Source organism: Microbispora hainanensis, from assembly GCF_036186745.1.
Taxonomy (GTDB): domain Bacteria; phylum Actinomycetota; class Actinomycetes; order Streptosporangiales; family Streptosporangiaceae; genus Microbispora.
The window spans coordinates 5928405-5951366 of the sequence record NZ_CP108086.1; the positions used below are offsets into that span (position 1 = coordinate 5928405).

General features: G+C 73.6%; 19 protein-coding genes. 13 read left to right on the forward strand and 6 right to left on the reverse strand.

The window, feature by feature from the left end; genetic code table 11:
• Positions 1 to 58 precede the first annotated feature (58 nt).
• Together OHB01_RS27370 and OHB01_RS27375 are read left to right on the forward strand one after the other, a co-directional pair.
• Complete coding sequence (locus tag OHB01_RS27370; protein ID WP_142648832.1) at positions 59 to 736, forward strand: winged helix-turn-helix transcriptional regulator; 678 nt, start codon at positions 59 to 61, stop codon at positions 734 to 736.
• Positions 737 to 946: 210 nt separating this feature from the next.
• Entirely contained in the window at positions 947 to 2413 is a 1467-nt protein-coding gene (locus OHB01_RS27375; RefSeq protein ID WP_142648831.1) for an acyltransferase family protein, read from the forward strand.
• Here OHB01_RS27375 and OHB01_RS27380 read toward each other — a convergent pair.
• A complete protein-coding gene (locus OHB01_RS27380; RefSeq protein WP_328854160.1) occupies positions 2334 to 3497 on the reverse strand; it encodes an MFS transporter in 1164 nt (387 codons plus the stop codon). The two genes, OHB01_RS27375 and OHB01_RS27380, sit on opposite strands and share 80 nt — an antisense overlap.
• Before the next feature lie 174 nt (positions 3498 to 3671).
• On the opposite strand from OHB01_RS27380, the gene OHB01_RS27385 reads away from it, so the two are divergent.
• Positions 3672 to 5171: a vWA domain-containing protein gene (locus OHB01_RS27385; protein WP_328854161.1), complete on the forward strand. Its 1500-nt coding sequence runs from the start codon at positions 3672 to 3674 to the stop codon at positions 5169 to 5171.
• A 117-nt stretch (positions 5172 to 5288) separates the two neighbouring features.
• Positions 5289 to 7076: a DEAD/DEAH box helicase gene (locus OHB01_RS27390; protein WP_419197552.1), complete on the forward strand. Its 1788-nt coding sequence runs from the start codon at positions 5289 to 5291 to the stop codon at positions 7074 to 7076.
• 54 nt (positions 7077 to 7130) lie between these two features.
• On the opposite strand, the gene OHB01_RS27395 is transcribed toward OHB01_RS27390, so the two are convergent.
• The gene (locus tag OHB01_RS27395; protein ID WP_142648830.1) at positions 7131 to 8993 is read right to left on the reverse strand and encodes a cytochrome c oxidase assembly protein; all 1863 of its coding nucleotides are present in this window, start codon (positions 8991 to 8993) and stop codon (positions 7131 to 7133) included.
• Positions 8994 to 9471: 478 nt separating this feature from the next.
• Between OHB01_RS27395 and OHB01_RS27400 the strand changes: the two genes are divergently transcribed.
• Both OHB01_RS27400 and OHB01_RS27405 read left to right on the forward strand, forming a co-directional pair.
• Positions 9472 to 10062, forward strand: coding sequence for an MFS transporter (locus OHB01_RS27400; RefSeq protein WP_328854162.1), 591 nt, complete (start codon positions 9472 to 9474; stop codon positions 10060 to 10062).
• A gap of 102 nt (positions 10063 to 10164) precedes the next feature.
• On the forward strand, positions 10165 to 10890 hold the full coding sequence (locus OHB01_RS27405) for a YcnI family protein (RefSeq protein ID WP_142648828.1): 726 nt from the start codon (positions 10165 to 10167) through the stop codon (positions 10888 to 10890).
• A gap of 338 nt (positions 10891 to 11228) precedes the next feature.
• Here the strand turns inward: OHB01_RS27405 and OHB01_RS27410 are convergent, their stop codons facing one another.
• The 4 genes from OHB01_RS27410 to OHB01_RS27425 all read right to left on the reverse strand — a co-directional run bounded on the left by OHB01_RS27410 (position 11229) and on the right by OHB01_RS27425 (position 15055).
• A complete protein-coding gene (locus OHB01_RS27410; RefSeq protein WP_142648827.1) occupies positions 11229 to 12446 on the reverse strand; it encodes a Dyp-type peroxidase in 1218 nt (405 codons plus the stop codon).
• Positions 12439 to 13041 carry a copper chaperone PCu(A)C gene (locus OHB01_RS27415; RefSeq protein ID WP_142648826.1) on the reverse strand — a complete coding sequence of 201 codons (603 nt, stop codon included), beginning with the start codon at positions 13039 to 13041 and terminating at the stop codon, positions 12439 to 12441. Before OHB01_RS27415 ends, OHB01_RS27410 begins: the two co-directional genes overlap by 8 nt.
• Before the next feature lie 315 nt (positions 13042 to 13356).
• The gene (locus OHB01_RS27420) at positions 13357 to 13935 is read right to left on the reverse strand and encodes an MFS transporter (protein ID WP_328854163.1); all 579 of its coding nucleotides are present in this window, start codon (positions 13933 to 13935) and stop codon (positions 13357 to 13359) included.
• A gap of 160 nt (positions 13936 to 14095) precedes the next feature.
• Positions 14096 to 15055, reverse strand: coding sequence for an AraC family transcriptional regulator (locus OHB01_RS27425; RefSeq protein WP_147944985.1), 960 nt, complete (start codon positions 15053 to 15055; stop codon positions 14096 to 14098).
• 99 nt (positions 15056 to 15154) lie between these two features.
• Between OHB01_RS27425 and OHB01_RS27430 the strand changes: the two genes are divergently transcribed.
• The 7 genes from OHB01_RS27430 (at position 15155) to OHB01_RS27460 (ending at position 22961) form a co-directional block, all read left to right on the forward strand.
• On the forward strand, positions 15155 to 16111 hold the full coding sequence (locus tag OHB01_RS27430) for an SDR family NAD(P)-dependent oxidoreductase (protein WP_142648823.1): 957 nt from the start codon (positions 15155 to 15157) through the stop codon (positions 16109 to 16111).
• A 59-nt stretch (positions 16112 to 16170) separates the two neighbouring features.
• Positions 16171 to 16395 carry a hypothetical protein gene (locus OHB01_RS27435; protein ID WP_142648822.1) on the forward strand — a complete coding sequence of 75 codons (225 nt, stop codon included), beginning with the start codon at positions 16171 to 16173 and terminating at the stop codon, positions 16393 to 16395.
• 74 nt (positions 16396 to 16469) lie between these two features.
• Entirely contained in the window at positions 16470 to 17489 is a 1020-nt protein-coding gene (locus OHB01_RS27440) for an N-acetylglucosamine kinase (protein WP_142648821.1), read from the forward strand.
• Complete coding sequence (locus OHB01_RS27445; protein WP_142648820.1) at positions 17486 to 19042, forward strand: glycoside hydrolase family 3 protein; 1557 nt, start codon at positions 17486 to 17488, stop codon at positions 19040 to 19042. The genes OHB01_RS27440 and OHB01_RS27445 overlap by 4 nt, the downstream gene beginning before the upstream one ends.
• A gap of 138 nt (positions 19043 to 19180) precedes the next feature.
• The gene (locus OHB01_RS27450) at positions 19181 to 21001 is read left to right on the forward strand and encodes an ABC transporter substrate-binding protein (protein WP_142648819.1); all 1821 of its coding nucleotides are present in this window, start codon (positions 19181 to 19183) and stop codon (positions 20999 to 21001) included.
• Positions 20998 to 22032, forward strand: coding sequence for an ABC transporter permease (locus tag OHB01_RS27455; protein WP_147944983.1), 1035 nt, complete (start codon positions 20998 to 21000; stop codon positions 22030 to 22032). The genes OHB01_RS27450 and OHB01_RS27455 overlap by 4 nt, the downstream gene beginning before the upstream one ends.
• A complete protein-coding gene (locus OHB01_RS27460) occupies positions 22029 to 22961 on the forward strand; it encodes an ABC transporter permease (protein ID WP_142648817.1) in 933 nt (310 codons plus the stop codon). The genes OHB01_RS27455 and OHB01_RS27460 overlap by 4 nt, the downstream gene beginning before the upstream one ends.
• Position 22962: the final 1 nt, after the last annotated feature.

A 22962-nucleotide genomic window follows, 5' to 3' on the forward strand; every position in this document is an offset into this window, starting at 1 on the left:
TAGAAAAGAAAGTCAAGCGACAGCGTGATTGTTTCAAGTCGCTTGGTAGGCTGTGGTCATGCGTTCCTATGGTCAGTACTGCTCCGTGGCGAGAGCGCTCGACGTCGTCGGCGACCGGTGGACGTTGCTGATCGTGCGCGAGCTCCTGTCGCGTGGCCCGTGCCGCTACACCGACCTGCGTTCGGGGCTGCCGGGGATCGCCACCAACCTGCTGGCCGACCGCCTGCGCGAGCTGGAGGCCGCCGGTCTCGTGGAACGCGAGGACGCTCCGCCGCCGATCGCCGCCACCCTGTTCCGGCTCACCGATCGCGGCGCCGGCCTGGAGCCGGTGATCGACGCGCTCGGCCGCTGGGGCGTGCCTCTGATGCGCGACCACCGGCCCGAGGACGCCTTCCGCGGCCACTGGCTGCGGCTGCCCGTCCGGATGTTCCTCGCCGACCACGAGCCCGACCGGCCGGCGTCGTCGATCCAGATCCGCGCCGGGGACCAGTCCGTGGTGATCGACGCCGACGCCGGCCGGGTCTCGATGCGCCTGGGCGCCGACCCGGACGCCGACGCCACCGTCACCGGCCCGCCGCCCCGCGTCCTGGCCCTGCTCAGCGGCGGCCTCGGCCTCGCCGAAGCCGAGGAGCGGGGCCTGCGGGTCACGGGGTCACGTGAGGCCGTCCTGCGGGTCCTGCCCCGCGCCGGAACCGCCGCCAATGACTCCGCGCCTGCCGAGAGGGCCGCCTCGTAGCCGGGCGGGGACTGGAGAGCGGCCGCCGGCGCGCGCGATCGCGCGGACCTGACATAGAGGGCGGATCTGGCATAGAGGGCGGATCTGGCATAGAGGGCGGATCTGGCATAGAGGGCGGATCTGGCATAGAGGCAGGTGAACGCTCCCTGAGCGCGGCGGCGTTCAGGGAGTGTTTACGTTTCACCCAGGTTGACCCTCTACCCTGACCGGATGTTCGTCGATGCCGTGGAAAGGAACCGGACCCGTCTCAGGGAGGAGGCGTCACCCGCGCGGTCGCAGCCGTCGTCGTCGGCGCCGCGACAGGGATGGCTGGACGCGTTACGCGGCGTGGCCGCGCTCGTCGTGGTGTTCGAGCACTGCCTCGACGGCCTGTTTCCCGAGGTGCGCGCGGGCGCGAGCCAGTGGTTCAACTTCGGCCAATATGGCGTGCTCGTGTTCTTCCTCGTCAGCGGCTACGTGGTGCCGGTCTCGCTGGAACGGCGCGGCAGCGTCGGCGGGTTCTGGATCACCCGGGTCTTCCGCCTCTATCCCCTGTGGCTCGTCGCCGCCGCGGCCGGGACGGTGTTCGGGGCGGTGGGCGTGTACGCGACGCTGCCGGACCAGCTGGCCGACAACCCGGGCATCTCGGCCCTGGCGCACCTGACCATGCTGCAGGACCTCCTCCAGGTGGTCAGCGTCGTCAACGTGTTCTGGACGCTGTCGTACGAGATGGTCTTCTACCTGCTCGTGACCGCGCTGTTCGTGCTGGGCGCGCACCACGCGGGGGCGCCCCGTGCCGGCGGGCGCCGCGCCGGCATGCACCGGGTCGGCGCCATCGGCATGCTCGCCTTCGCGGCGGCGGCCGTCACCGTGGGCGGGCTGCTTCCGGCGGGCGCGCTGTCGAGAGGCGCGGGCACCGCCCAGGTCGTGGTGATCACGGCGGTCGTGCTGCTCGTGGCGACCGCGTCGCTGGCCTTCCGCGGACGGCTGCGCGTGTGCGGCACCGCGGCCGCCGCCGTGCTGGCTCTCGTGCTGCTCGGCGCCAACAGCCGGGTCGGGGCCTGGGAGAGCCTCGCCATCCTCGCGACCATGTTCGCCGGCACCGTGCTCTACCGGCTCGACCAGGGACAACTGCGCTGGAAGAGGAGCGGATGGGCGCTGGCGTGCGTGCCGGTGGCGTCCATCGCCGCCGCGTGGGCCTTCGGCCCCGGCTGGGGCATGCCCGACGACGAGGCGCTGGCGTTCACCTGGGGCTGGTCCACGGCGGTCGCGGCGGCCTGGGCCACCTTCTTCGCCGCCCGTTTTCTGCGGCGCCGGCGGATGCCGCGCGCGCTCGTGGGGCTCGGCCTGATCAGCTACTCGGTCTATCTGCTGCATCCCCTCGCCGTGCAGGTGCTCCGGCGGCTGACGACGGACCCGGCCCGCTTCTCCCTCACCGAACGCCTGGTCATGGGCGTCCTGCTGCTCGGGGTGGTGCTCGCCTGCTCCGCGCTGACCTACCGCGCCGTCGAGCGCCCCGCCCAGTCCCTGGGCCGTCACCTGGCCCGCAGCGTACGCTCCCGGACACTTCCGGCAGACGCCCGTACGGCGGAAACGCGTACGGCGGGCCCGGCCGGTGTCAGGCCGCCTGGACGGCCTCCCGGGCCGGGGGCGCGAGCCTGCCCGCGCCCAGCAGGACCGCCAGGAGCAGCACGGTGACCAGCGCGAACGAGGCGGGAAGCCCGGTCAGCGTGGCGATCCCGCCGATGGCGCTCGGCGCGACGAACCCCGACGCGTAGCTCACCGTGGCCGCGCCCGCGACGCCCTCGCTCGGCGACGACCCGACGTTGCCCGCCGCCGCGAACACCAGCGGGACGACCACGGCGATCCCCACGCCGATCAGCATGAACCCGGCGACCGCCGGCACCTGGGTCCGGGAGACCACGACGAGCAGCCCGCCGAGCGCCGCCAGCGCCGCGCTGCCGCGCACGGTCGCCACCGGCCCCAGCCGCCGCACCACGGCGTCGCCGCACAGCCGGCCCGCGGCCATCATGCACGCGAAGGCCGTGTACGCCGCGGCGCCCACCGCCTGCGACGCGCCCGCGACCTGGCGGAGGTAGACGGCGCACCAGTCCTGGGCGGCGCCCTCGGCGAACACCGCGCAGAAGCCCACCAGCCCGATGACGAGCACTCCGCGCTGCGGGAGCACGAAATGGGGCGGGGCCGGCACGTCCTCACCCGCCCGCAGGTCGAGCAGCGGCGGTCCGGCGGCCAGGGACACGAGGAACAGCACGACCGCCATGCCGCCCAGATGGAGCCGGGCGTCGAGGCCGGCGCTCGCCGCCAGCGTGCCCACGCCGCCGCCCACGAGCGTCCCCACACTCCACATGCCGTGCAGCCCGGACATGATCGAACGGCCGAGCCGCTGCTCGACCTCCACCCCCTGGGCGTTCATCGCGACGTCGGCGATGCCGGCCACCGCGCCGAACAGCAGGAGCGCCACGCACAGCAGGGGCAGGTCCGGCGCCATCGGGGGCAGGGCGAGGAACAGGCACCACAGGCCGATCCCGGCACGGGTGACGGCCCGCACGCCGAACCGGTGCGTGAGGCGGCCCGCGGTCGACATCGCGAGGATGGACCCGGCCGCGGGCGCGAGCAGGGCGAGCCCGAGCCCGCCCGGCCCCACACCGACATGGTCCTGGACCCAGGGGATGCGGGAGGCGAAGCCGCCGGTCACCGCCCCGTGCAGGGCGAACATGACCGACACCGCGAACCTGGCCCGTCTCAGCTCCCGAAGATCCACTATGACACGGTATGCGTTCCCGGGCCGGTGCGGAAAGCGACTTCTGGGACAGCCGTGACGCGCCGGGCGTCGATGATCACGAGGCGGGCACGGTTCGCCCTCACTTGGATGTCCGAGGCGGCGTGCGGATGTCCGGGGTCCGTCCTAGGGAGTGGACCGACCTTGGAGGCGCATGTGAAGAAATCCGGCCCGATCCTCGCGGCCCTGACCATGATCGCCCTGCTGTTCGTCGCCGCCTGCTCCGGCGTGCCGTCCGCCTCGGACGCCGGGGCCCGGGCACCGGTCGCCCCGCCGGGCGTCCCCGACTCCGCCCGGCACGACGACACCGGTGACGAGCCGTCCGCTCTCGACCGGGACGAGGGAGCGCACAGCGCGGAGGAGCCGTCGACCTTCGCCCTCGACGTCGACACGGCCTCCTACGGCTACGCCCGCCGTGCCCTGGAGGAGGGACGCCTGCCGGACCCCGGGCAGGTGCGTACGGAGGAGTTCGTCAACGCCTTCCGCCAGGACTACGCGGAGCCGGAGGACGACGGCTTCGCCGTCCACATCGACGGGGCCAGGATGCCCGACAGGAGGACGGCGCTGCTGCGCGTCGGCCTGCAGACCCGCGAGCCGGACCCGTCGGAGCGGCGGCCCGTCAGCCTCACCTTCGTGGTGGACGTCTCCGGGTCGATGGCCGAGCCCGGCAGGCTCGACCTCGTGCGCCGGGCGCTGCACACGCTCGTCGACCAGCTCGTGCCCGGCGACCAGGTGTCCATCGTGTCCTTCCGCGAAGAGGCCCAGGTGATCGCGGAGACGACGGCGGTCACCCGACGGTCCGAGCTGCATGAGGCCATCGACAGGCTGAACGCCGGGGGATCGACCAACCTGGCGGACGGCCTCGAGACCGGATACCGCCTCGCGGCCGGCTCCTTCAGGCAGGACGCCACCAACCGCGTCGTCCTGCTCTCCGACGGCCTGGCCAACACCGGCGACACCGCCTGGCAGACCATCCTCGGCCGGGTGAGCGAGCACGCCGGCAAGAAGATCACCCTGCTGTGCGTGGGCGTCGGCCGCGAGTACGGCGACGAGCTCATGGAGCAGCTCGCCGACCGGGGCGACGGCGCGGCCGTCTACGTCTCCACCGAAGACGACGTGCGCAAGGCGTTCACCGAACGGCTCACCACCACCCTGGAGGTGCGTGCCCGGGACGCCAAGGCGCAGGTGACCTTCAATCCCTCGGCGGTCGAGTCGTACGCGCTCCTCGGATATGAGAACCGCGCGCTGACCTCGGAGGACTTCCGCGACGACAGCAAGGACGGCGGGGAGATCGGCCCCGGCCACTCGGTCACCGCGCTCTATCGGGTGCACCTGCGCCCGGGTGCCGACGGCCGGCTCGCCACCGCCACCGTGCGCTGGCTCGACCCCGACACCCGGCGGCCGTCCGAGGCCGACCGGAGCGTCGACGTGTTCGCGCTGGCCCCGGCCCTGTGGGGGAGCGCCTCCGTCCGTCTCCAGGTGGACGCCGTGGCCGCCGACTTCGCCGAGCACCTGCGCGGCCGGTGGTCCGGGAAGAGCGGGACGTGGAGCTTCGGCGAGCTGATCGACCAGGCCGACCGCCTGGCGGCGCGGACCGACGACCCCGCCGTGACCGAACTGGCCACGTTGCTGCGCAGCGCCCGCGACCTGGGCTGACGGCCTTCAGACGGGCGGCGGCACGCGGCCCGGCCCACCGTGGCACACACCGGTGCGCCGGGCCGCGTGCCGGGGGCGGCGTTCGGGGTAAGGGCGGAAAGACCATAGGGTCGTCCCGTGCACATTCGCCCCGCCACAGGCCGGGACCAGGAGCAGGACCAAGAGCAGGACCAGGAGCAGGACATGGTCGAGAACGAGACCGACGAAGGACCCGGATTCGCCGATCTGGCGCTGGGCCCCGAGCTCCTGAAGGCCTTGACCGGTCTCGGTTACGAGGAGCCCACGCCCATCCAGCGGGAGGCCATCCCGCCGCTTCTGGAGGGCCGCGACCTCCTCGGGCAGGCCGCGACCGGCACGGGCAAGACCGCCGCGTTCGCCCTGCCCATGCTCCAGCGGCTGCACGCCGGCCTCCACCCGGCGGCCATGGAGAACGGCGGCGGCGAGCCCGCGGGGCTGGTGCTGGTGCCCACCCGCGAGCTGGCCGTACAGGTGTCGGAGGCCATGCACCGCTACGGCCGCGACCTCGGCACGCGGGTGCTGCCCATCTACGGCGGCCAGCCGATCGGGCGGCAGCTGCGGGCGCTGGAGCGCGGCGTGGACGTCGTCGTCGCCACCCCGGGCCGGGCGCTCGACCACATCGGCAGGGGCACCCTGCCGCTCAAGGGCCTGCGCATGGTCGTCCTCGACGAGGCCGACGAGATGCTCGACATGGGCTTCGCCGACGACATCGAGGCGATCCTCCAGGACACCCCGGAGGACCGGCAGACCGTGCTGTTCTCCGCGACCATGCCGCCGCGCATCGACGGCATCGCCCGCCGTCACCTGCGCGAGCCGGTGCGGATCAGGATCGAGCGGGAGCAGCCCGCCGCCGGTGAGGCCCCGCTGATCCGGCAGAGCGCCTACATCGTGACGCGGGCGTACAAGCCGGCCGCGCTCGGCCGCGTGCTCGACGTGGAGGCCCCCACCGCGGCGATCGTCTTCTGCCGCACCCGTGAGGAGGTCGACAGCCTCACCGAGACCATGAACGGCCGCGGCTACCGCGCCGAGGCCCTGCACGGCGGCATGGGCCAGGAGCAGCGCGACCGCGTCATGGGCCGGCTGCGCAGCGGGACGGCCGACCTGCTCGTCGCGACCGACGTGGCCGCGCGCGGCCTCGACATCGAGCAGCTCACCCACGTCATCAACTACGACGTGCCGTCCGCGCCCGAGTCGTACGTGCACCGCATCGGCCGGGTGGGCCGGGCCGGGCGCGAGGGCGTCGCGATCACGCTCGCCGAGCCGCGTGAGCACCGCATGCTCAAGACCATCGAGCGCGTCACCCGCAGCAAGATCACGGTCGAGAAGGTGCCGACGGTGGCCGACCTGCGCGCCCGGCGGCTGGAGCTGACCAGGGCCGCCCTGCAGGAGAGCCTCATGGAGGACGGCGACCTCGACCGCTTCCGCGTGGTGGTCGAGACGCTCGCCGACGAGTTCGACCTGGTCGACATCGCGCTCGCGGCGGTCAAGCTCGCCCACGAGTCGACCGGCGCCGCCGCGGACGAGGAGGAGATCCCCGAGGTCACGCCGCGCCCGCAGCGGGCCGAACGCGGCGGACCGCGCGACGACAGGTCCGGCCGCGACGAGCGGCGCGGACGGCGCGGGGGCGGCGCGATGAGCCGCGTCTTCGTCGGCGCGGGCCGCAGCGCGGGCGTGCGTCCCCAGGACATCGTCGGCGCGATCACCGGGGAGACCCGGGTCAGCGGGCGCGAGATCGGGGCGATCGAGATCGCCGACCGGTTCACCCTGGTCGAGATCCCGGACGGCGCGGTGGACGAGGTGGTCACGGCGCTGCGCCGCACGACGATCAAGGGCAGGAAGCCGATCGTGCGCAGGGACCGCGACGGCGCCCCCCGCGGCCGCCGCTGACCTTCCCGAGAGGCCGCCCCGGCCTTTCCCAGGAGGGCCTTCCCGGGATGCCCGTCAGCGGGCGCCCACGGACCTGCCTGAGCGGGTGGCGGCGGCGGTCCTGTGCCGCGCCGCCCGCCAGCGGACCAGCAGCAGCACGAGCAGGCCCGCGAGGACGGCGGCGGTCACACCGGTGCCGAGCTGCGCCCCCAGCCGCTGGTCGGCCGCCCGCTCCGGCGCCCACGGCAGCCCGAGCGCCGCGTACCACTCCGGCGCCTGCGCCGGCCCGGCCAGCACCACCAGGCCCGTCCACGCGCGTACGGCGATAGCCCCGGCGAGCATCCAGGCCCGCACCTGCGGCCGGATCGCGTGGGGGAGCGGGTCCACGCCGACGGCCACCGCGAGGAACAGCACCGCGGTGATGGTCACCACCGTCTGCGCGGCCAGCCGCAGGGCGAGGCTCGGCTGGGCGTCCCCGAACAGGCCGGTCAGATACAGCGCCGGATAGGGCAGCGCGTACAGGGCCAGCGCCGTCACCGGGTGGGACAGCGCACGGCCGACGGGACCGTGGCCGGGGTCCGCGTCCGGACGCACCCGCCGCCACAGCGTCACCGGGGCGCCGAACACGAGCAGCACGGGGCCCACGGCGCCGAGCAGCGCATACTGCGCCGCGTGCGCGGAGAACAGCGCGGGCGCGTACGCCGCCACGCCTCCCGAGGTGGCATAAGCGATCACGGCCAGACCGGCCACCCAGGAGACGGTCCGCCCGGCCGGCCACCGCCCGTCCTCTCCGGCGGCGCGCGACAGCCGCCGTACGCCGGACAGGTACGCCGCGAGGGCGGCGGCCAGCAGGAGCAGCGCGATCGGGTCGGGCCGCGCCTCGGTGACGAGCGAGCCCGGGGTGAGGGGAGGCAGGGCGTAGCCCAGGGCGTCGTGCTGGTGCACGGCCGTCTCGGTGGGCGGCGGGGGCGTGCGTCCCAGCGCGACGGCAAGGCCCAGCGTGCCGGCCATCACCGCGATCTCGCCGCAGGCGAGGCGCAGGAACGGCGCACGGGCGCCGCCGGAGTCCATCGCCTCGATGGTCCTGCGCCGGTGCCGCCACCCGAACCAGCCGAGCACCACCAGTGCGGCGATCTTCGCAAGCACGAGCAGGCCATAGCGCGACTGCCACAGCAGGGGCAGCGAGCCGAGCCGCACCCAGGCGTTGAGGGCGCCGGACGCCCCGACGGCGGCGAAGCAGCCCAGCGCGAGCGTGCTGAAACGGCGCACGGCGACCGTGAGCCCGGGCGCGGCGCGCAGGTGTGCCACGAGGGCGTACAGGCCGCCGATCCACAGCGCGACGGCCGCGACGTGCGCCATCAGGCTCAGGACGGCGAGGTTGTGGTCGGCCGCCGAGGCGGAGTGGCCCACGTACGCCGGGGGCAGCACCGCGAAGAGCGCCACCGCGAGCAGCGTGAGCCGCAGCACGGGACCATCCGGCAGGAGCGTCCCTCCGGCGACCGCCAGGGCCGCGAGCGTCACCGTGAGGAACGCCTGGCCCTGCGGGATGTGGAGGAGGAAGGCGGGCAGCGCGCCGGAGCGCAGCGCGTCGCCCGGAGGCAGCCCGAGGAAGTCCGACAGCGTCAGGACCTCGGTGACCGCCGCGCTCGCCGCCCAGCCGAGCGCCCAGTCCCCGGCCGCCCGCATGACGGTCCGGCCGCTGGAGGGGGCCAGCACGACGGCCGCCAGCAGGGTCCCGACCGTGGCGACGGCGCAGGCGTCGTGGACGAGGCGTATGACAGGCAGGCCCCAGGTGGTCAGGGCGCCGGGGGAGGGCAGCCCCTGGATCGCCGGTTGCGGTCTGCCGCCGCCGAACCACAGGGCGAGCCCCAGCAGGGCGAACGCCGTCGCGGCGACGGCGGGGACGACTACGCCGCGGTGGCGCGGGGGAGGTGTCATCGTCGGCGTCCTCGGCTCGTTGATCACTTGCGAGTATGGCCGAAAGGTCGTCTTCTGGGGAGCCCCCAAACGGCAGGAACGTCCGAAACCGCTCGATGTCAGGATTTTGCCGTTATGTCGGGCTGAAATGTTCAACACCCTTCGGGGCCGGTGTCGGAGCTCTCTCAGGGATGCCGGTCTCGCAGGATGCCGGGGGTCTCTCAGGGGCGCCGGGGGCGAGCCGATCCGTTCGCGCATGTCTCACAGGGCCGGACACGAGACGCAGGCCGCTGCCGGCGGGGTCCGTCCCTTGTGGCGAGCGGCACGATCGGCGGGTCGCCGCGCGATGGAGCGCGGCGACGCACGCCAACGCCGCGCCGCGTCCCATCCCGCACCACCGCGGGCCGTTCGAGATCGTGTGGCACGCCTCGCCGTGCTGGGTCGCAAGATCGGCGGTGGACCGGCCGAGATCGCCGGGGTGTGAGACAATCCCCGCGTCATGCGCGCCACGCTCTCCTTCCGGCTCCTGCGGTCGGCCTCCTTCTCCGCCGTCTGCGTGCTCCTCGCGGTCGGCGCGCACCGGTTCGCCGGGGGAGGCGGGCCGACGCCCGCCGCGCTCCTCACGGGGATGCTCACGGTGACGGCCGGTGCGGCCGTCGCGGCGGGCCGGGAACGGTCACCCCAGGCGATCATCGGCCTGCTCGTCGGCGCCCAGGCGTTCCTGCACGTCCTCCTCGACCTGACGGGATCCGGCGCGGCGTCGTACCCCACCTGGCACGGCGGCCTGACCGCGCAGACCGGGATGTTCACCGCCCACCTCACCGCGGCGCTGCTCACCGGATTGTGGCTGTCGCGCGGCGAGGAGGCCCTGTGGTCCGTGCTGCGCGCGGCCGGCGCCAGGGCGGTCCGCTGCCTGCGGGCGGTGGCCGTGCTGGCACGCGCGCTGCTGGCGCTGTGGGGGGCCGATCTCGCGGGCACCGGACGTCCCCGACCGCCCGCGGCGCCGGGCTCCATGCGCGCACCCCGCGCCGCGGTCGTGCTGCGGCACGCGGTCGTTCGCCGCGGGCCGCCGCTTCTCCTCGTCTCCTGAGCTTCACGCGCGAGCGACGCGTATCTCCCCACGGGACCCGCGAGTTCCCAGAGGGCCATGCTCGCGCGCCTCCGTAATCTCGCAGACGACTGGAGAACCCCCATGACCTCGTACGTCCGTCGTGCGGCCACCGTCACGGCCGGTGCCCTCGCGCTCACCATCGGTCTCGCCGTGCCCGCCCTCGCCCATGTCACCGTCAACCCCGGCACCGCCGTAAAGGGCTCCTGGACGAAGCTCGCCTTCCGGGTGCCCAACGAGCGTGACAACGCCTCGACCACCAAGGTGGAGGTCGACTTCCCCACCGACAACCCGCTGCCGTTCGTCTCGGTTCGCCCGGTGCCCGGATGGGACGTCAAGCTCACCCGCGGCAAGCTGCCCAAGCCCGTCGTCTCGGACGCGGGCGACACGATCACCGAGTCGGTGCTGAAGATCACCTGGTCCGGCGGGAAGGTCGGGTCGGGCCAGTTCCAGGAGTTCGAGGTGTCGGTCGGCCCGCTGCCGAAGAGTGTCGACACGCTGGCGTTCCCCACGGTCCAGACCTACTCGAACGGTGAGGTCGTCAAGTGGGCGGACGCGCCGAAGGCCGACGGGTCCGAGCCCGACCACCCCGCGCCGACGCTCAAGCTGGTCGCTGCCGAGGAGGGGGAGGGCGACGAGGACGGCGAGGCCCCCGCCTCGCCGGCCGCGGCCCCCGTCGTCGCGGCTGTGGCGAGTGAGGACCAGGGCGGGAACAACACCCCGGCCCTGGTGCTCGGCGGCCTGGGCCTCGTCGCCGGACTGGTCGGAGCCGGGGCGGGCGTCACAGCGCTGCGCCGCTCACGCGGCTGATCCGCCCTGCCGCCGCCCGGAACGCTTTCGGGTCGGCGGCCACTACACAGGAGCCCCTTGTCGGCCGCGCGGCCGACAAGGGGCTCCCTTCTCCTGAGCAGATCCGGGGCGGACCCGGCGGCCGGGAGGGGCCCTTCCTTCCGAGCGAGCCCCGAGGCCGGGCCCAGCCCGGACCCTGCCAGTGATCCCGCCCCGTGATCCCGCCCCGTGATCCCGCCCCGTGATCCCGCCCCGTGATCCCGGCCGTGCCCGCCGCAGGCGCGGCGGTCAGGGCTGGGCGGTCAGGACTGGGCGGTCAGGACTGGGCGGTGAGGGCTGGCGATCAGGACGCGGGGCGGTCAGGACAGAAGAGTCTCGCCGATCCAGCCGTCAGGGGCACACCCAGGCGGTACGGCGAAGACGGCCGACCCGATGGGGGTGATCCACTGGTTCAACAGATCGACCTCCGCGAGCCGCCGCTGGATCGGGACGAACTGCCGCTCCACGTCGGCCTGGTAGGACGCGAACAGCAGACCGGCGTCCGGCCGCCCCTCCGGGCTGAGGCCGTCCTCGTAGTTGTAGGCCCGGCGCAGGATTCGCATGCCCGGGTCGGTTACCCGGGCCCGGCGGATGTGCGCGTACTCGGAGATCACCGGCAGGCCCGACGGGCCGACTGCGGCGAAGTCGGGCTCGTCGGCCTCGGCCCGGCCGGTCAGTGGCGCGCCGGTGTCCAGCCGCCGTCCGACACTGAACTCCTTGGCCGCCCGGTCCGCGGCATCCCATTTCTCCAGGTCCATCCGGATGCGACGGAGCACCAGCGTGGTGCCGCCCCGCAGCCACCCGTCGCGCACCCACACGGCCCGGTCGAAGTCCGGCGATCCCGGCCGGGGGTTGACCGTGCCGTCGAGCTGGCCCATCAGGTTGCGCTGGGTCGTCCCCGGCGCGCGCACCTGCGGGCTCTGCCGGAAGCCTTGCTGCGTCCACCGTACGGTCGCGAACGAGCGGGCGTCCCTGACGAGCACGCGCAGCGCGTGCGCCAGCGTGACGCGGTCGTCAGCGCAGACCTGGACCAGCAGGTCGCCGCCGCTCCAGCGGGGCTGAAGGGCGTCGACCTTGAACGCCGGAAGCGGCCGTGGCGCGAGATGCCCGGCCCCGGCCGCCTCGAACAGCCCGGGGCCGAACCCGAACGTGACGGTGAGCCGCGCGGGCAGCAGCGCCAGCTCGGCATCGGTGTCCGCGAGGGCGGGCTCGCCCCGCGTCAGCCGCCGCGCGTCGTCGGTGAGCAGCCGCATCAGGCGCGCGAGCGCCGCGCGGTCGGTCCCAGGCCGCAGGTCGAACCCGGCGAACACCGCGAAGGTCTGCGGAGACGTCGCGATGCCCGCCTGGTGGACGCCGTGGAAGGGCTCGACGGCCGCACCGCCGGGGAGGGGCGTCTGCCGCCCGGCAGACGCCCGCCCTGCCGCCTCCTGTACGGCCGAGACCGGGGCGCAGGCCGCCGCCGCGGCGGCGACGGCCCCGCCCGCGAGCAGGCCGCGCCGGGTCAGCCGCCGTCCCGCCGGAAGTCCGCTCTCACTCATGAGGGGCGTAGGACTCGTTGGCGCCGGCGAAGTCCTTGGCCACCGCGGTGAAGGACACGGTCTTGCCGCCCTTCAGGGTGAGCGTGAAGGGCACCTCCGTGCCGGGCTCGATGGCCGTGCGGACGTTCATCAGCATGATGTGGTCGCCGCCGGGCTGGAGCACGTGCCGGCCACCGGCCGGGATCACGATCCCGCCCTCCTTGCGGCGCATGGTCGTCGTGCCGCCGTCTCCGACGACCTCGTGCAGCTCCACGGACGGGGAGACGGGAGTGCTCGCCGCGACGACGGTCACCGCTGCGCCGGTGGTGTTGACGAGCGTGGCGAAGGCGGCGCTCATCCCGGAGCGGGCCGTCTTCACCCACGGGTCGATGATCGACAGTGGGGCAGCCGCCGCGGCCGGGTCTTGCGCCGCGGCCGGCGCGGCGGTGGCGGCCCCAGTGTCGGGCAGGGCGCCGGACAGGGCGCCGGACAGGGTGTCGGGTCGGGTGCCGGAGGGAGCGCCGTTTGGCGTGCCGGACGGCGCGGCACAGGCCGCTGCGGCGAGGAGGGCGGCCAGCGCCGCCGGAAGCATGCGGTTGATGGTCGTGATGGTCATGCGGAAGCCTTCTCTCGGTCGTCCGGCGGGCATGCGGGCGGCGTCGTCCCCATGCGTGCGAAGGCAGGAGCCCGCAAGCAGGTCGTGCACGGCACGCCAGGCGTGGCAGGCCGTGCTAGGCAGACCAGGCGTCGGAAGCCATGCGAGGCAGGCCGTGCGCGGCGGACCGTGCGGGCCGTCCCCGGCGATGCCGGGCGGCCCGGCATGACCGGTCGCCGACGCCGAAGGGGCATGCGCGGGCATGCTCCGCCGGTAAAGATCGCTGACGACGCTCCCGGGCCGTACGCGGCCGGGAGCGGGGTGAGGAGGGCCGTCTCAGGCGGACGGCTGGAGAAGGCCCGGCGGGCCGCGCCGGGTGACGCAGTGACGCGGCGCGAGGGAGCGCGGCAGGCTCGGCTCGTCCGGACGCGGCGACGCGGGTGGTGCGAACACCGGCGGCGCCGGATCGGCCGCGATCCGCGTGAGCCGTACGGCGAGCCGTCGCAGCAGCGCCCACAGGGCGGCCTCGCCCCTGGCCAGCCACACCGCCGTCAGCACCACCGCCCAGCCGTGACCGAGCAGCATTCCGATGCCCGGCGCGAGGTGCGCGTGACCGGCCATGGCCTGCCCCGTGAGTACGTGCCCGGACAGGACGTGTGCGCTGGACGCCATGGGCGACGAGAGGGCGAACAGCACGTGCAGCACGGCCTGGAGGGCCGCGAGCAGCGGCAGGATCGAGCGCAGCGTCCGTTCCCCGCCCGAGAGGGGCAGCGCGGCGGCGAAGACCGCCGGCAGGCCCAGCGCCAGCGCGCCGGGGGCGACCATGCCGCCGTTGAACAGGTGCGCCAGCACGCCAAGGCCGAGGCACACCGCGGTGAAGGCGGCGGCTCGGGCAAGGCGGAGAGGCGATGTCACCGGCATGACACAGCCAATATCGCACGCCGGGTGCCCGGTCCCCGTTCCGGCAGGCGCGTCTCCCGCGGTGGCGGGCCGGGCGCCCGCACTGGGCAGGGCAGGCCGTGCCGCTCGCGGACGTCCTGCTCCTCGGCCTGTCGAGGCCGCCGCATGCGGGGGGTCAGCCGGCGGCCTGGGATGCGGGGCCCGGGGCGGCCTCGACGGCCGCGGCGCCCGCGCAGCGACGGCGATACTCGCGCGGAGAGGTGCCGGTGATCCGCTTGAACGCGGTGCTGAGGGCGCTTTCCGAGCCGTAGCCGACGGCGAGGGCGATCGTCGCGAGCGTGTCGTCGCTGACGCGCAGGCGCTGGGCGGCGAGCTCGATCCGCCAGCGGGTGAGGTAGTCCAGGGGACCGAGGCCGGCCGTCTCCTTGAACCGCGCGGCGAGGGTGGACCGGGACACCGCACCGGCCCGTGCCAGCTCCGCGACGGTCCACGGGTAGGCGGGCCGGGCGTGCATGGACCGCAGGGCCGCCGCGACCACGGGGTCGGCGAGACCGGCGAGCAACCCCGACCCCGCGCGGGGCTCGCGGGCCAGATGCAGGCGCAGGATGTGGATGAGCATGACCACGGCGAGATGTTCGGCCACGAGCGTCGAGCCGATCGGACGCCCCTGCAACTCGGCGTCGATCTGCTCGAGGGCCCACCGCACCGCGCTCGCCTCGCCGGTGCCCGCGGGCGCGTGGATGACCGGCGGCAGCCCGTCGAGCAGGAGCACCCGCGCGCGGTCGCCGAACGAGAAGCGGCCGCCGAGGAGGAACGTGTCCACGCCGTCGCCGACATGGGGGAGGCCGTCTCCCGCGGCCGTCCAGAGGGGTCCGGCGTCGACCGGGACGGCGTGAGGATCGCTGAAGAGCGTGAAGGCGAGGGGGTGCGTCAGCAGGAAGCAGTCGCCCTCCTCCAGAGCGATCGGGGCGGTGAGGCCCTCGACGCTCAGGAAGCACCGGCCGCGCCGGACGGTGTTGAACTTCACGCCGTCCGGCGGCTCGAAGCGCACCGCCCAGCTGCCGCCCGCCGTCATTCCCGTGGACAGGTGCGCTCTGGTGCCCAGCAGCGCGAGCACGTCTTCGAGCGGATCCATCTGCTTCCCCCGGGGCGACTCGAGACGAATGGACGACCGATAAAGTTCTACGGACTTTCCAGCATAGATAGTCCGAAGCAGGACTTCTAGCGTGGCCTCATGCACAGCGAAACGACTCGCATCACCACTCCGTTCCACTCGCACGCCACGGCCGAAGAGGTCATCAAGGGGGTGGATCTGTCCGGGCGGCGCGTCGTCGTCACCGGCGGCTCCTCCGGCATCGGCACCGAAACCGTCCGGGTCCTGGCCGAGGCCGGCGCGGAGGTCACCATCGCCACCCGCGATCCCGCCGCGGGGGCGCGGATCGCGGCGACCTTCGCCGACACGCCCGGAACCGTACGGTCGGCCGCGCTCGACCTGGCCGACCTGTCGTCGGTCGCGGCGTTCGTACGCGACTGGAGCGGCCCGCTCGACGTGCTGGTCGCCAACGCCGGAATCATGGCGCTCCCGGTGCGCCAGGTCAGCGCGCAGGGCTGGGAGCTGCAGCTCGCGACGAACTATCTCGGACACTTCGCCCTCACCCTGGGCCTGTACGACAGCCTGCGGGCGGCGGGCCGGGCGCGGATCGTCGTCGTCAGCTCCGGGGCCCATCTCGCCGCGCCGTTCGACTTCGACGACCCGCAGTTCGAGCGCCGGCCCTACGATGCGTGGACGGCCTATGCGCAGTCCAAGACGGCGGACGTCCTGCTCGCGGTGGGGGCGCGCCGGTGGGCGGCCGACGGAATCACGGCGAACGCCCTCAACCCCGGCTGGATCCTCACCAACCTCACGCGCCACATGGACGAAGCGATGATGCGCGAGATGGGCGCGATCGACGAGAACGGCGAGATCATCCCTCAGCCCTACCTCAAGTCGGTCGCCGCGGGCGCGGCGGCGTCGGTGCTGCTGGCGGCCTCGCCCCTGGTGGAGGGCGTGACCGGCCGCTACTTCGAGGACAACCAGGAGGCCCCGCCCGCCGCCCCCGGGATCCCCGGCGGAGTGGCGGCCCACGCGCTCGACCCCGACGCGGCGGATCGCCTGTGGGACTACGGGAGCTCCGTGATCGCGGCGGCTTAGGAAATGTGCCGTTTGGGCACTTCAAGAGATATCGGGGGGCGTGTTCGATAGGGGGAACCATGGCTGTATCGGCAGACCTGGCGAAGCTGCTCGACCGCGAATACGAGGACAAGACCCTTGACGAGATCGTCAAGGCGCCCGTGGAGGCGCTGGCCGGAGTGAGCGCGGAGGACGCGGAGCTGCTGAAGAAGGCCTTCCACGTCAAGACCGTGGGAGACCTGGGCCGCAACAAGTTCTTCCGGGCGGCCACCGCACTCGTCGATCTCACCGACAGCAAGAAATAAGCTGGCATCCCGGCCGTTGTAGAAGATTTCCATCGCCTTGTAGGTTGATGGAAGGTATCTACAAAGGAGCGGCCGTGGGGGCTCTGTTCGTCGGGGTGGACGGGGGAGGCACCAGCACGCGCTGCGTCGTTGTCACCGAGTCGGGCGAGATCGCCGGGCGGGGACGGGCCGGCGGCGCCAACGCGATCTCGGTCCCCGACCCCGCCGCCAACCTGCGCGCCGCGCTGCTCGGCGCGCTGGAGGGCCTCGACCCCGCGCGGGTCGCGGGCGGCGTGTTCGGCCTGGCCGGAGCCGCCCGCGCGGCGGAGGTCGCGGAGCGGGCCTGGCGGGAGGCGGGGCTCGCCGGGCGTCCGGGGGTGGTCGCCGACGTGCTCGTCGCCTTCACCGGCGCCACCGACCAGCCGGACGGCGTGGTCCTGGTGGCCGGCACCGGCGCGATCGGCGCCCGCGTCCGCGACCGCCGGATCGTGCGGCGGGCCGACGGTCTCGGCTGGCTCCTGGGCGACGAGGGGTCGGGCGTGTGGCTGGGCCGCCGGGCCGCCGCCGCGGCGCTGAACGCGGTCGACGGCCGGGGCGCGCCCACCGTGCTGGTCGCCCGGGTGGCCGAGGCCGTCCTCGGGCCAGGGGTGGCCGGCGACGACGGCGGGCCCGCGCTCACCCAGGCCCTGGTGGCGGCCGTGTACGCGCGGGTGGCCGAGTCGGGGCCCGCCTGGCTGGGCACGCTCGCGCCCGTGCTGGACGCCGCCGCCCGCGAGGGCGACGAGGTGGCGCGCGGCATCGTCGCGGAGGCGGCCCGCAGGCTGTGCCGTACGGCACGGGTCGTGGCGGGGGAGTGCGACCGCGGGAGGGGAGCGCGGGCGGAGGGCGGCCCGGACCAGGCGGGCGGCGGGCCGCTGGTGCTCGCCGGGTCGCTGCTGACCGAGCCGACCGAGCTCGCCCACCTGGTCCGGGCCGAGCTGGGCAGGTGGGCCGTGCTGGTGCGCGCCCGGGACAACGCGGCGGGCGCCGCCGCGCTCGCGGTGCGGGCCGCCCTCCCCGGCGACCCCCGTGCCGCCGAGGCGCACCGCGTGCTGATCGGGCAGGAGGTCGCATGATCGGCGGCGAGCTGGACCGGATGGCGATGGCCGTGCTCCAGCCCGGTTTCGAGGGCACCGAGCCGCCCGGGTGGCTGCGGCGGGCGCTCGCGGACGGGCTGGGCGGCGTGGTCCTGTTCGCCCGCAACGTCGACCGTGACGGCGTCCGTGACGGCGTCCGTCACGGCGCCGCTGACAGCACCGGAGAAGGCGCCTCTGCCGGCCCCGCGAACGGAGACGCGGTCGCCGGGACGGCCGCCCTGGTCGCCGAGCTGCGCCGGGAGCGGCCGGACGTGGTCGTCGCCGTTGACGAGGAGGGAGGCGCCGTCACCCGGCTGGAGGCCGCCACCGGCAGCTCCTGGCCGGGCAACATGGCACTGGGCGTCGCCGGAGACGTGTCGCTGACCCGGCGGGTGGCGCGGCAGATCGGCCGGATGGTCGCCGCCGCGGGCGTCACCCTCGACTACGCCCCCGTGGTGGACGTCAACGCCGACCCCCGCAACCCCGTCATCGGCGTGCGGTCCTTCGGCTGCGACCCGGAGGAGGTCGGCCGCCACGGCGCCGCGTGGATCGAGGGACTGCAGAGCGCGGGGGTCGCCGCCTGCGCCAAGCACTTCCCCGGCCACGGCGACACCGTGACCGACTCCCACCTCGCGCTGCCCGCCGTACGGGCCTCCCGCGAGGTGATCGAACGGCGCGACCTGCCGCCGTTCCGGGCCGCCATCGCGGCGGGGGTGCGCGCCGTGATGTGCGGTCACCTGCTGGTCCCCGCCGTCGACACGCTCCCCGCGACGCTGAGCCGGGAGGTGCTCACCGGCCTGCTGCGCGAGGAGCTGGGGTTCGACGGGCTCGCGGTGACCGACGCGATCGAGATGCGCGCGGTCGCCGCCCTGCACGAGCCGGGCGAGATCGCGGTCCGCGCGCTGGCCGCCGGGGCCGACGCGATCTGCGTCGGGGTGTCCTCGGCCGGGGGAGAGAGCGTGTACGCGCTGCGCGACGCGATCACCCGAGCGGTCCGCGAGGGACGGCTGGCGGAGGAACGCCTGGCCGAGGCGGCGGGCCGGGTGCGCGACCTGGCCGCGTGGTACGACGCGCAGGCCGAGGCCAGAGCCGCCGTGGCCCGCGACGCCGACGAGGGCCTCGGCCTGGCGGCGGCGACGGCCGCCCTGCGCGCCACCCCGGCCGACCAGGCGGTGACGCCGCTGACGAAGGCGCCGCTGGTGGTGCACCTGGCGGCGCGGCCCAGCCAGGCCGTCGGCCGCGCGACCCCGCTGAAACTGGGCCAGGCGATCGAGGAGATCCTCCCCGGGACGGTGACGGCCGAGGTGCACGAGGACGGGCGCCTGCCCGACCTGAGCGAGACCGGGCGCCCCCTCGTGATCGCCGTCCACGACGCCGTACGGCACGCCTGGATGCGGCGGCTCCTCGACGACGCGCTGCGGGCCCGCCCGGACGCGGTCGTGGTCGAGACCGGGGTCCCGGGACCGCCCGCCGGCCGGCTCTACCTCGCCACGCACGGCAACTCGACGGCCTGTGCGCGGGCGGCGGCGCGGTGGCTCACCGGGGGCGTCTGACCCTCCTCATGACGATGTCTTCGCAGGTGGTGGCCTCGGGTAAAAATTATCTCCATAGCCTTGTCTGCTCGTGGAAAAAATTGACTCCATCCCGAGAGCGCCCGTATTGTCCAGGCAATCGGGAACCAGGAGCAGCCCATGAAGCGACTCGCAGCGATCATGGCGGTGGCGTCCATCGTCACCGTGACCGCCTGCGGCACTACCGGGACGACGGACACCGCCCAGCAGGGCGGCGGCGTGTACACCACGATCGACGGCAGCAAGCAGATCAACGCGAGCGCGCCGATCAACCCGTTCAACCCCGTCGGGTCGGTCTTCTCGGGATACAACGGCATGGCGCTGGCGTGGCCCAAGAACGACCCCACCGATCCCAACCAGTTCTACCCGGCAATCGCCAAGAGCTGGAGCGTGTCCCCGGACCGGTCGGAGGTCGTCATCCGCCTGCAGCCGGACGCCAGGTGGTCCGACGGCAAGCCGGTGACCAGCGATGACGTGCGGGTCTCGATCGGTCTCGCCTACACCCAGGGCGGCACGGCGTACGCGCTGGACCCGAAGGCGGCCGGCGCCGCCGCCGACATCCAGGTCGTCGATCCCAAGACGATCCGGGTGACCCAGGGCGCCAACCGCAGCTCGACGTTCCTCGCCAACCTGCTGTCGACCGTGGTCGTGCCCGCGCACGTCTTCGGGAAGCTGCTGCCCGCCGACTTCTGGCAGACGCTCAAGGTCGCCCAGCACGGCAAGGGCGCGGCGGCCGAGAAGGCGAAGAACAAGATCACCGGGCTCGCGGAGACGGTCATCGCGTTCGACCCCGGTCACGACGTGTCCGCCGGGCCGTTCGTGCTCGAACGGGTGAACCCCGGCGCGGCGCTGCTGACGCGCAACCCCTACTTCTACGCGCGGCAGAACATCGTGCCGGACAAGGTGAAGATCCTCAACTACACCGGCAACGAGCAGATCTGGAACTACCTGATCGCCGGCCGGCTCGACAACGCCCCCTTCACCTCCGTGCCCACCGCCGTCATGGAGCGCATCCGCCAGGCGAAGGGCAGCAAGATCGTCAAGGGTTACTCGCCGGTGGCCGTCTCCCTCGCGTTCAACGAGGCGCGCAAGCCGTACGACAACGTGCACGTGCGGCGGGCGATGGCCTACCTGATCGACCGCGCCCAGGTCACGAAGATCGCCTCTCCGGAGGGCGGCACCCCCGCCGTCACCACCTCGGGCATCCACGCCGAGGCGGCCCGGGCCTGGCTGGGCGACGCGTTCGACTCGCTCGAGCAGTACCGCGTGAACCCCGCCAAGGCCGACGCCGAGCTGAAGGCGGCCGGCATGACCAAGCGGGGCGGCCACTGGACCCTGCCGGACGGCAGGCCGTGGCAGGTCCGCATCCACGTGCCCGCGTCGTTCTCCGACTGGGTCGCCGCGGCCAAGTCGATCACCAGCCAGCTCGAGGACCACGGCATCGACGCGAGCGTGGTCACCGCCGCCGACTACACGCTCTATCTGGGCGAGCTCGCCGACGGCAAGTACGACCTGGGGTTCTGGCTGATCGGCCTCGGCCCCTCGCCGTACAACATCTTCCAGCGGCTGTTCGGCCAGGCGAACGGCTGGCAGATGTTCGGCGGCAGGCTGCGCCACGTCGCGCCGGGCACCGAGGGCAACTGGATGGGCGGCCCGGAGAAGGTCGACGCGGGCACCGCCGGCATGGTCGACCCCGGCGAGCTGACCAGCAGGCTCAACTACGCGTCCCACGACGAGCAGAAGCGCATCGTCGGCGTCCTGGCCAAGGTCGCCAACGAGCAGCTTCCGGTCGTCCAGCTCTGGGACTACGTGAACACCCAGTTCGTGAACACCTCCCGCTACACCGCGTTCCCGCCCGACGACGACCAGTCCCTGCGGCTGTCGTCCGGCGTGTGGATGCAGCTCGGGATGATCAGGAAAGCGGAGAAGGGGCAGGCATGACGCACGCCGTTCCGGGGCGTCCCCGGCTGGGCGCCATCGCCAGGAAGATCGGCGGCCACCTGGTCCGCGGCCTGGCCATGATCTGGGTCGTCGCCACGATCAGCTTCGTCATCATCCGGGAGATCCCCGGCAACCCCGTGCTCGGGCAGTACGAGAGCCTGATCCAGAAGGGCATGTCGCCCGAGCAGGCCGAGCGGGCCACCGCCGTCCTGTACGGCTTCCTGCCCACCGGCAACCTGTGGCAGCAGTACGTCGGCTACATGGGCTCGCTGCTCCACCTCGACCTCGGGCGTTCGCTCAGCACGCCCGGCGTGGAGGTCACCACGCTCATCGGGCACGCCGCCCGGTGGACCGTGCTGCCGGTCCTCGCCGGCACGCTGCTGAGCTTCCTGCTCGGCGTCACCATGGGCGTCTACGCCGCGATCAAGCGGTCGGGCAAGCTCGGCGACATGCTCGCGCTGTCCGGCTCGCTGCTGCACGGCGTGCCGGTGTACGTCATCGGCCTGCTGCTCACCGCGATCTTCGCCACGCTGTGGCCGATCATGCCGTCCGGCGGCCCGGTGGACGTCGAGTTCGTCCCCGGCTTCAACGCCGGATACATCGGCTCGCTGATCCATCACGCGGTGCTGCCGGTCGTCACGTACACGCTGGCCAGCTATGGCGGGTGGATCCTCGCGATGAAGTCGAACGTGGTCGCCGTGCTCGGCGACGACTTCATCCTCGCGGCCGAGCTGCGCGGCCTGAAGCGGGGCTTCGTGTTCCGGTACCTCGCGCGCAACGCGATCCTGCCGCTGTTCACGATCCTCGCCCTGTCGATCGGCATGCTGTTCGGCGGCTCGATCTTCATCGAGGAGATCTTCAACTACCCGGGCCTCGGCCTGCTGCTCGTCAACAGCATCAGCAGCCGCGACTACGCGCTCATGGGCGGCACGTTCCTGGTGATCACGGTCGGCATCGTCGTCGCCAACATCGTCGCCGACCTGCTGTACACGGTGATCGACCCCCGGGTCAGGAGCGGAGGCGCGGCATGACCGTCATCGTCAACCCGGAAGGGACGATCAGCCCCGGCGCCCTGCCCGCCGGCACCACCCGGGCGACGCTGCGGCGCAACTTCTGGCGCGGGGTGTGGCGGGTGCTGCGGCGCAAGCCCAGCCGCATGGCCGGGGTGGTCATCGTGGCCCTGTTCGCGCTCATGGGCGTGGCCGGGCCGCTGCTCTACCCCGCCCAGCTGCCGCGCGACGACAACGCGCTGTACGCGCCGCCGAGCCTGGCCCACCCCTTCGGCACCGACTTCGAGGGCACCGACGTGCTCGCGCTGGTCGTCACCGGCGCGCGCTACGTGCTGCTCACCGGCCTGGCCACGGCCGTCATCACGGTCGCCCTCGGCACGCTCATCGGCCTGGTCGCGGGCTTCCACCGCGGCCGGTGGGACTCGCTGCTGATGCGGCTGACCGACATGAACCTCGCGATCCCCGGCCTGCCGCTGCTGCTCGTGCTGTCCACGGTGTGGAAGTTCGAGAGCCCTCTGGAGATGGGCCTGGTGCTCGGCGTGCTCGGCTGGGGCGGCATCGCCCGCGCCGTGCGGTCCCAGACGCTGTCGCTGCGCGAGCGCGGCTTCATCGAGGCCGCCCGCGGGCTCGGCCTGCCCACCCGGCACATCATCGGCCGCGAACTGCTGCCGAGCATGGCGCCGTACATCGCGATGAACATGCTCATCGCCGTCACCGGCGCGGTGTACGCCCAGGTGGGCCTGTTCTTCCTCGGCGTGCTGCCGTTCGAGTCGAACAACTGGGGCGTGATGCTGAACCTCGCCGTGTTCAACGGCGGGGCGCTCACCACCCCCGCCGCGCTGCCGTACCTGCTGGCCCCGCTGATCGCGATCCTGTTGCTCACGCTGGGCATCGTGCTGATCGTGGACGCGATGGACGAGATCTTCAATCCCCGCCTGCGGGAGGAGTAGC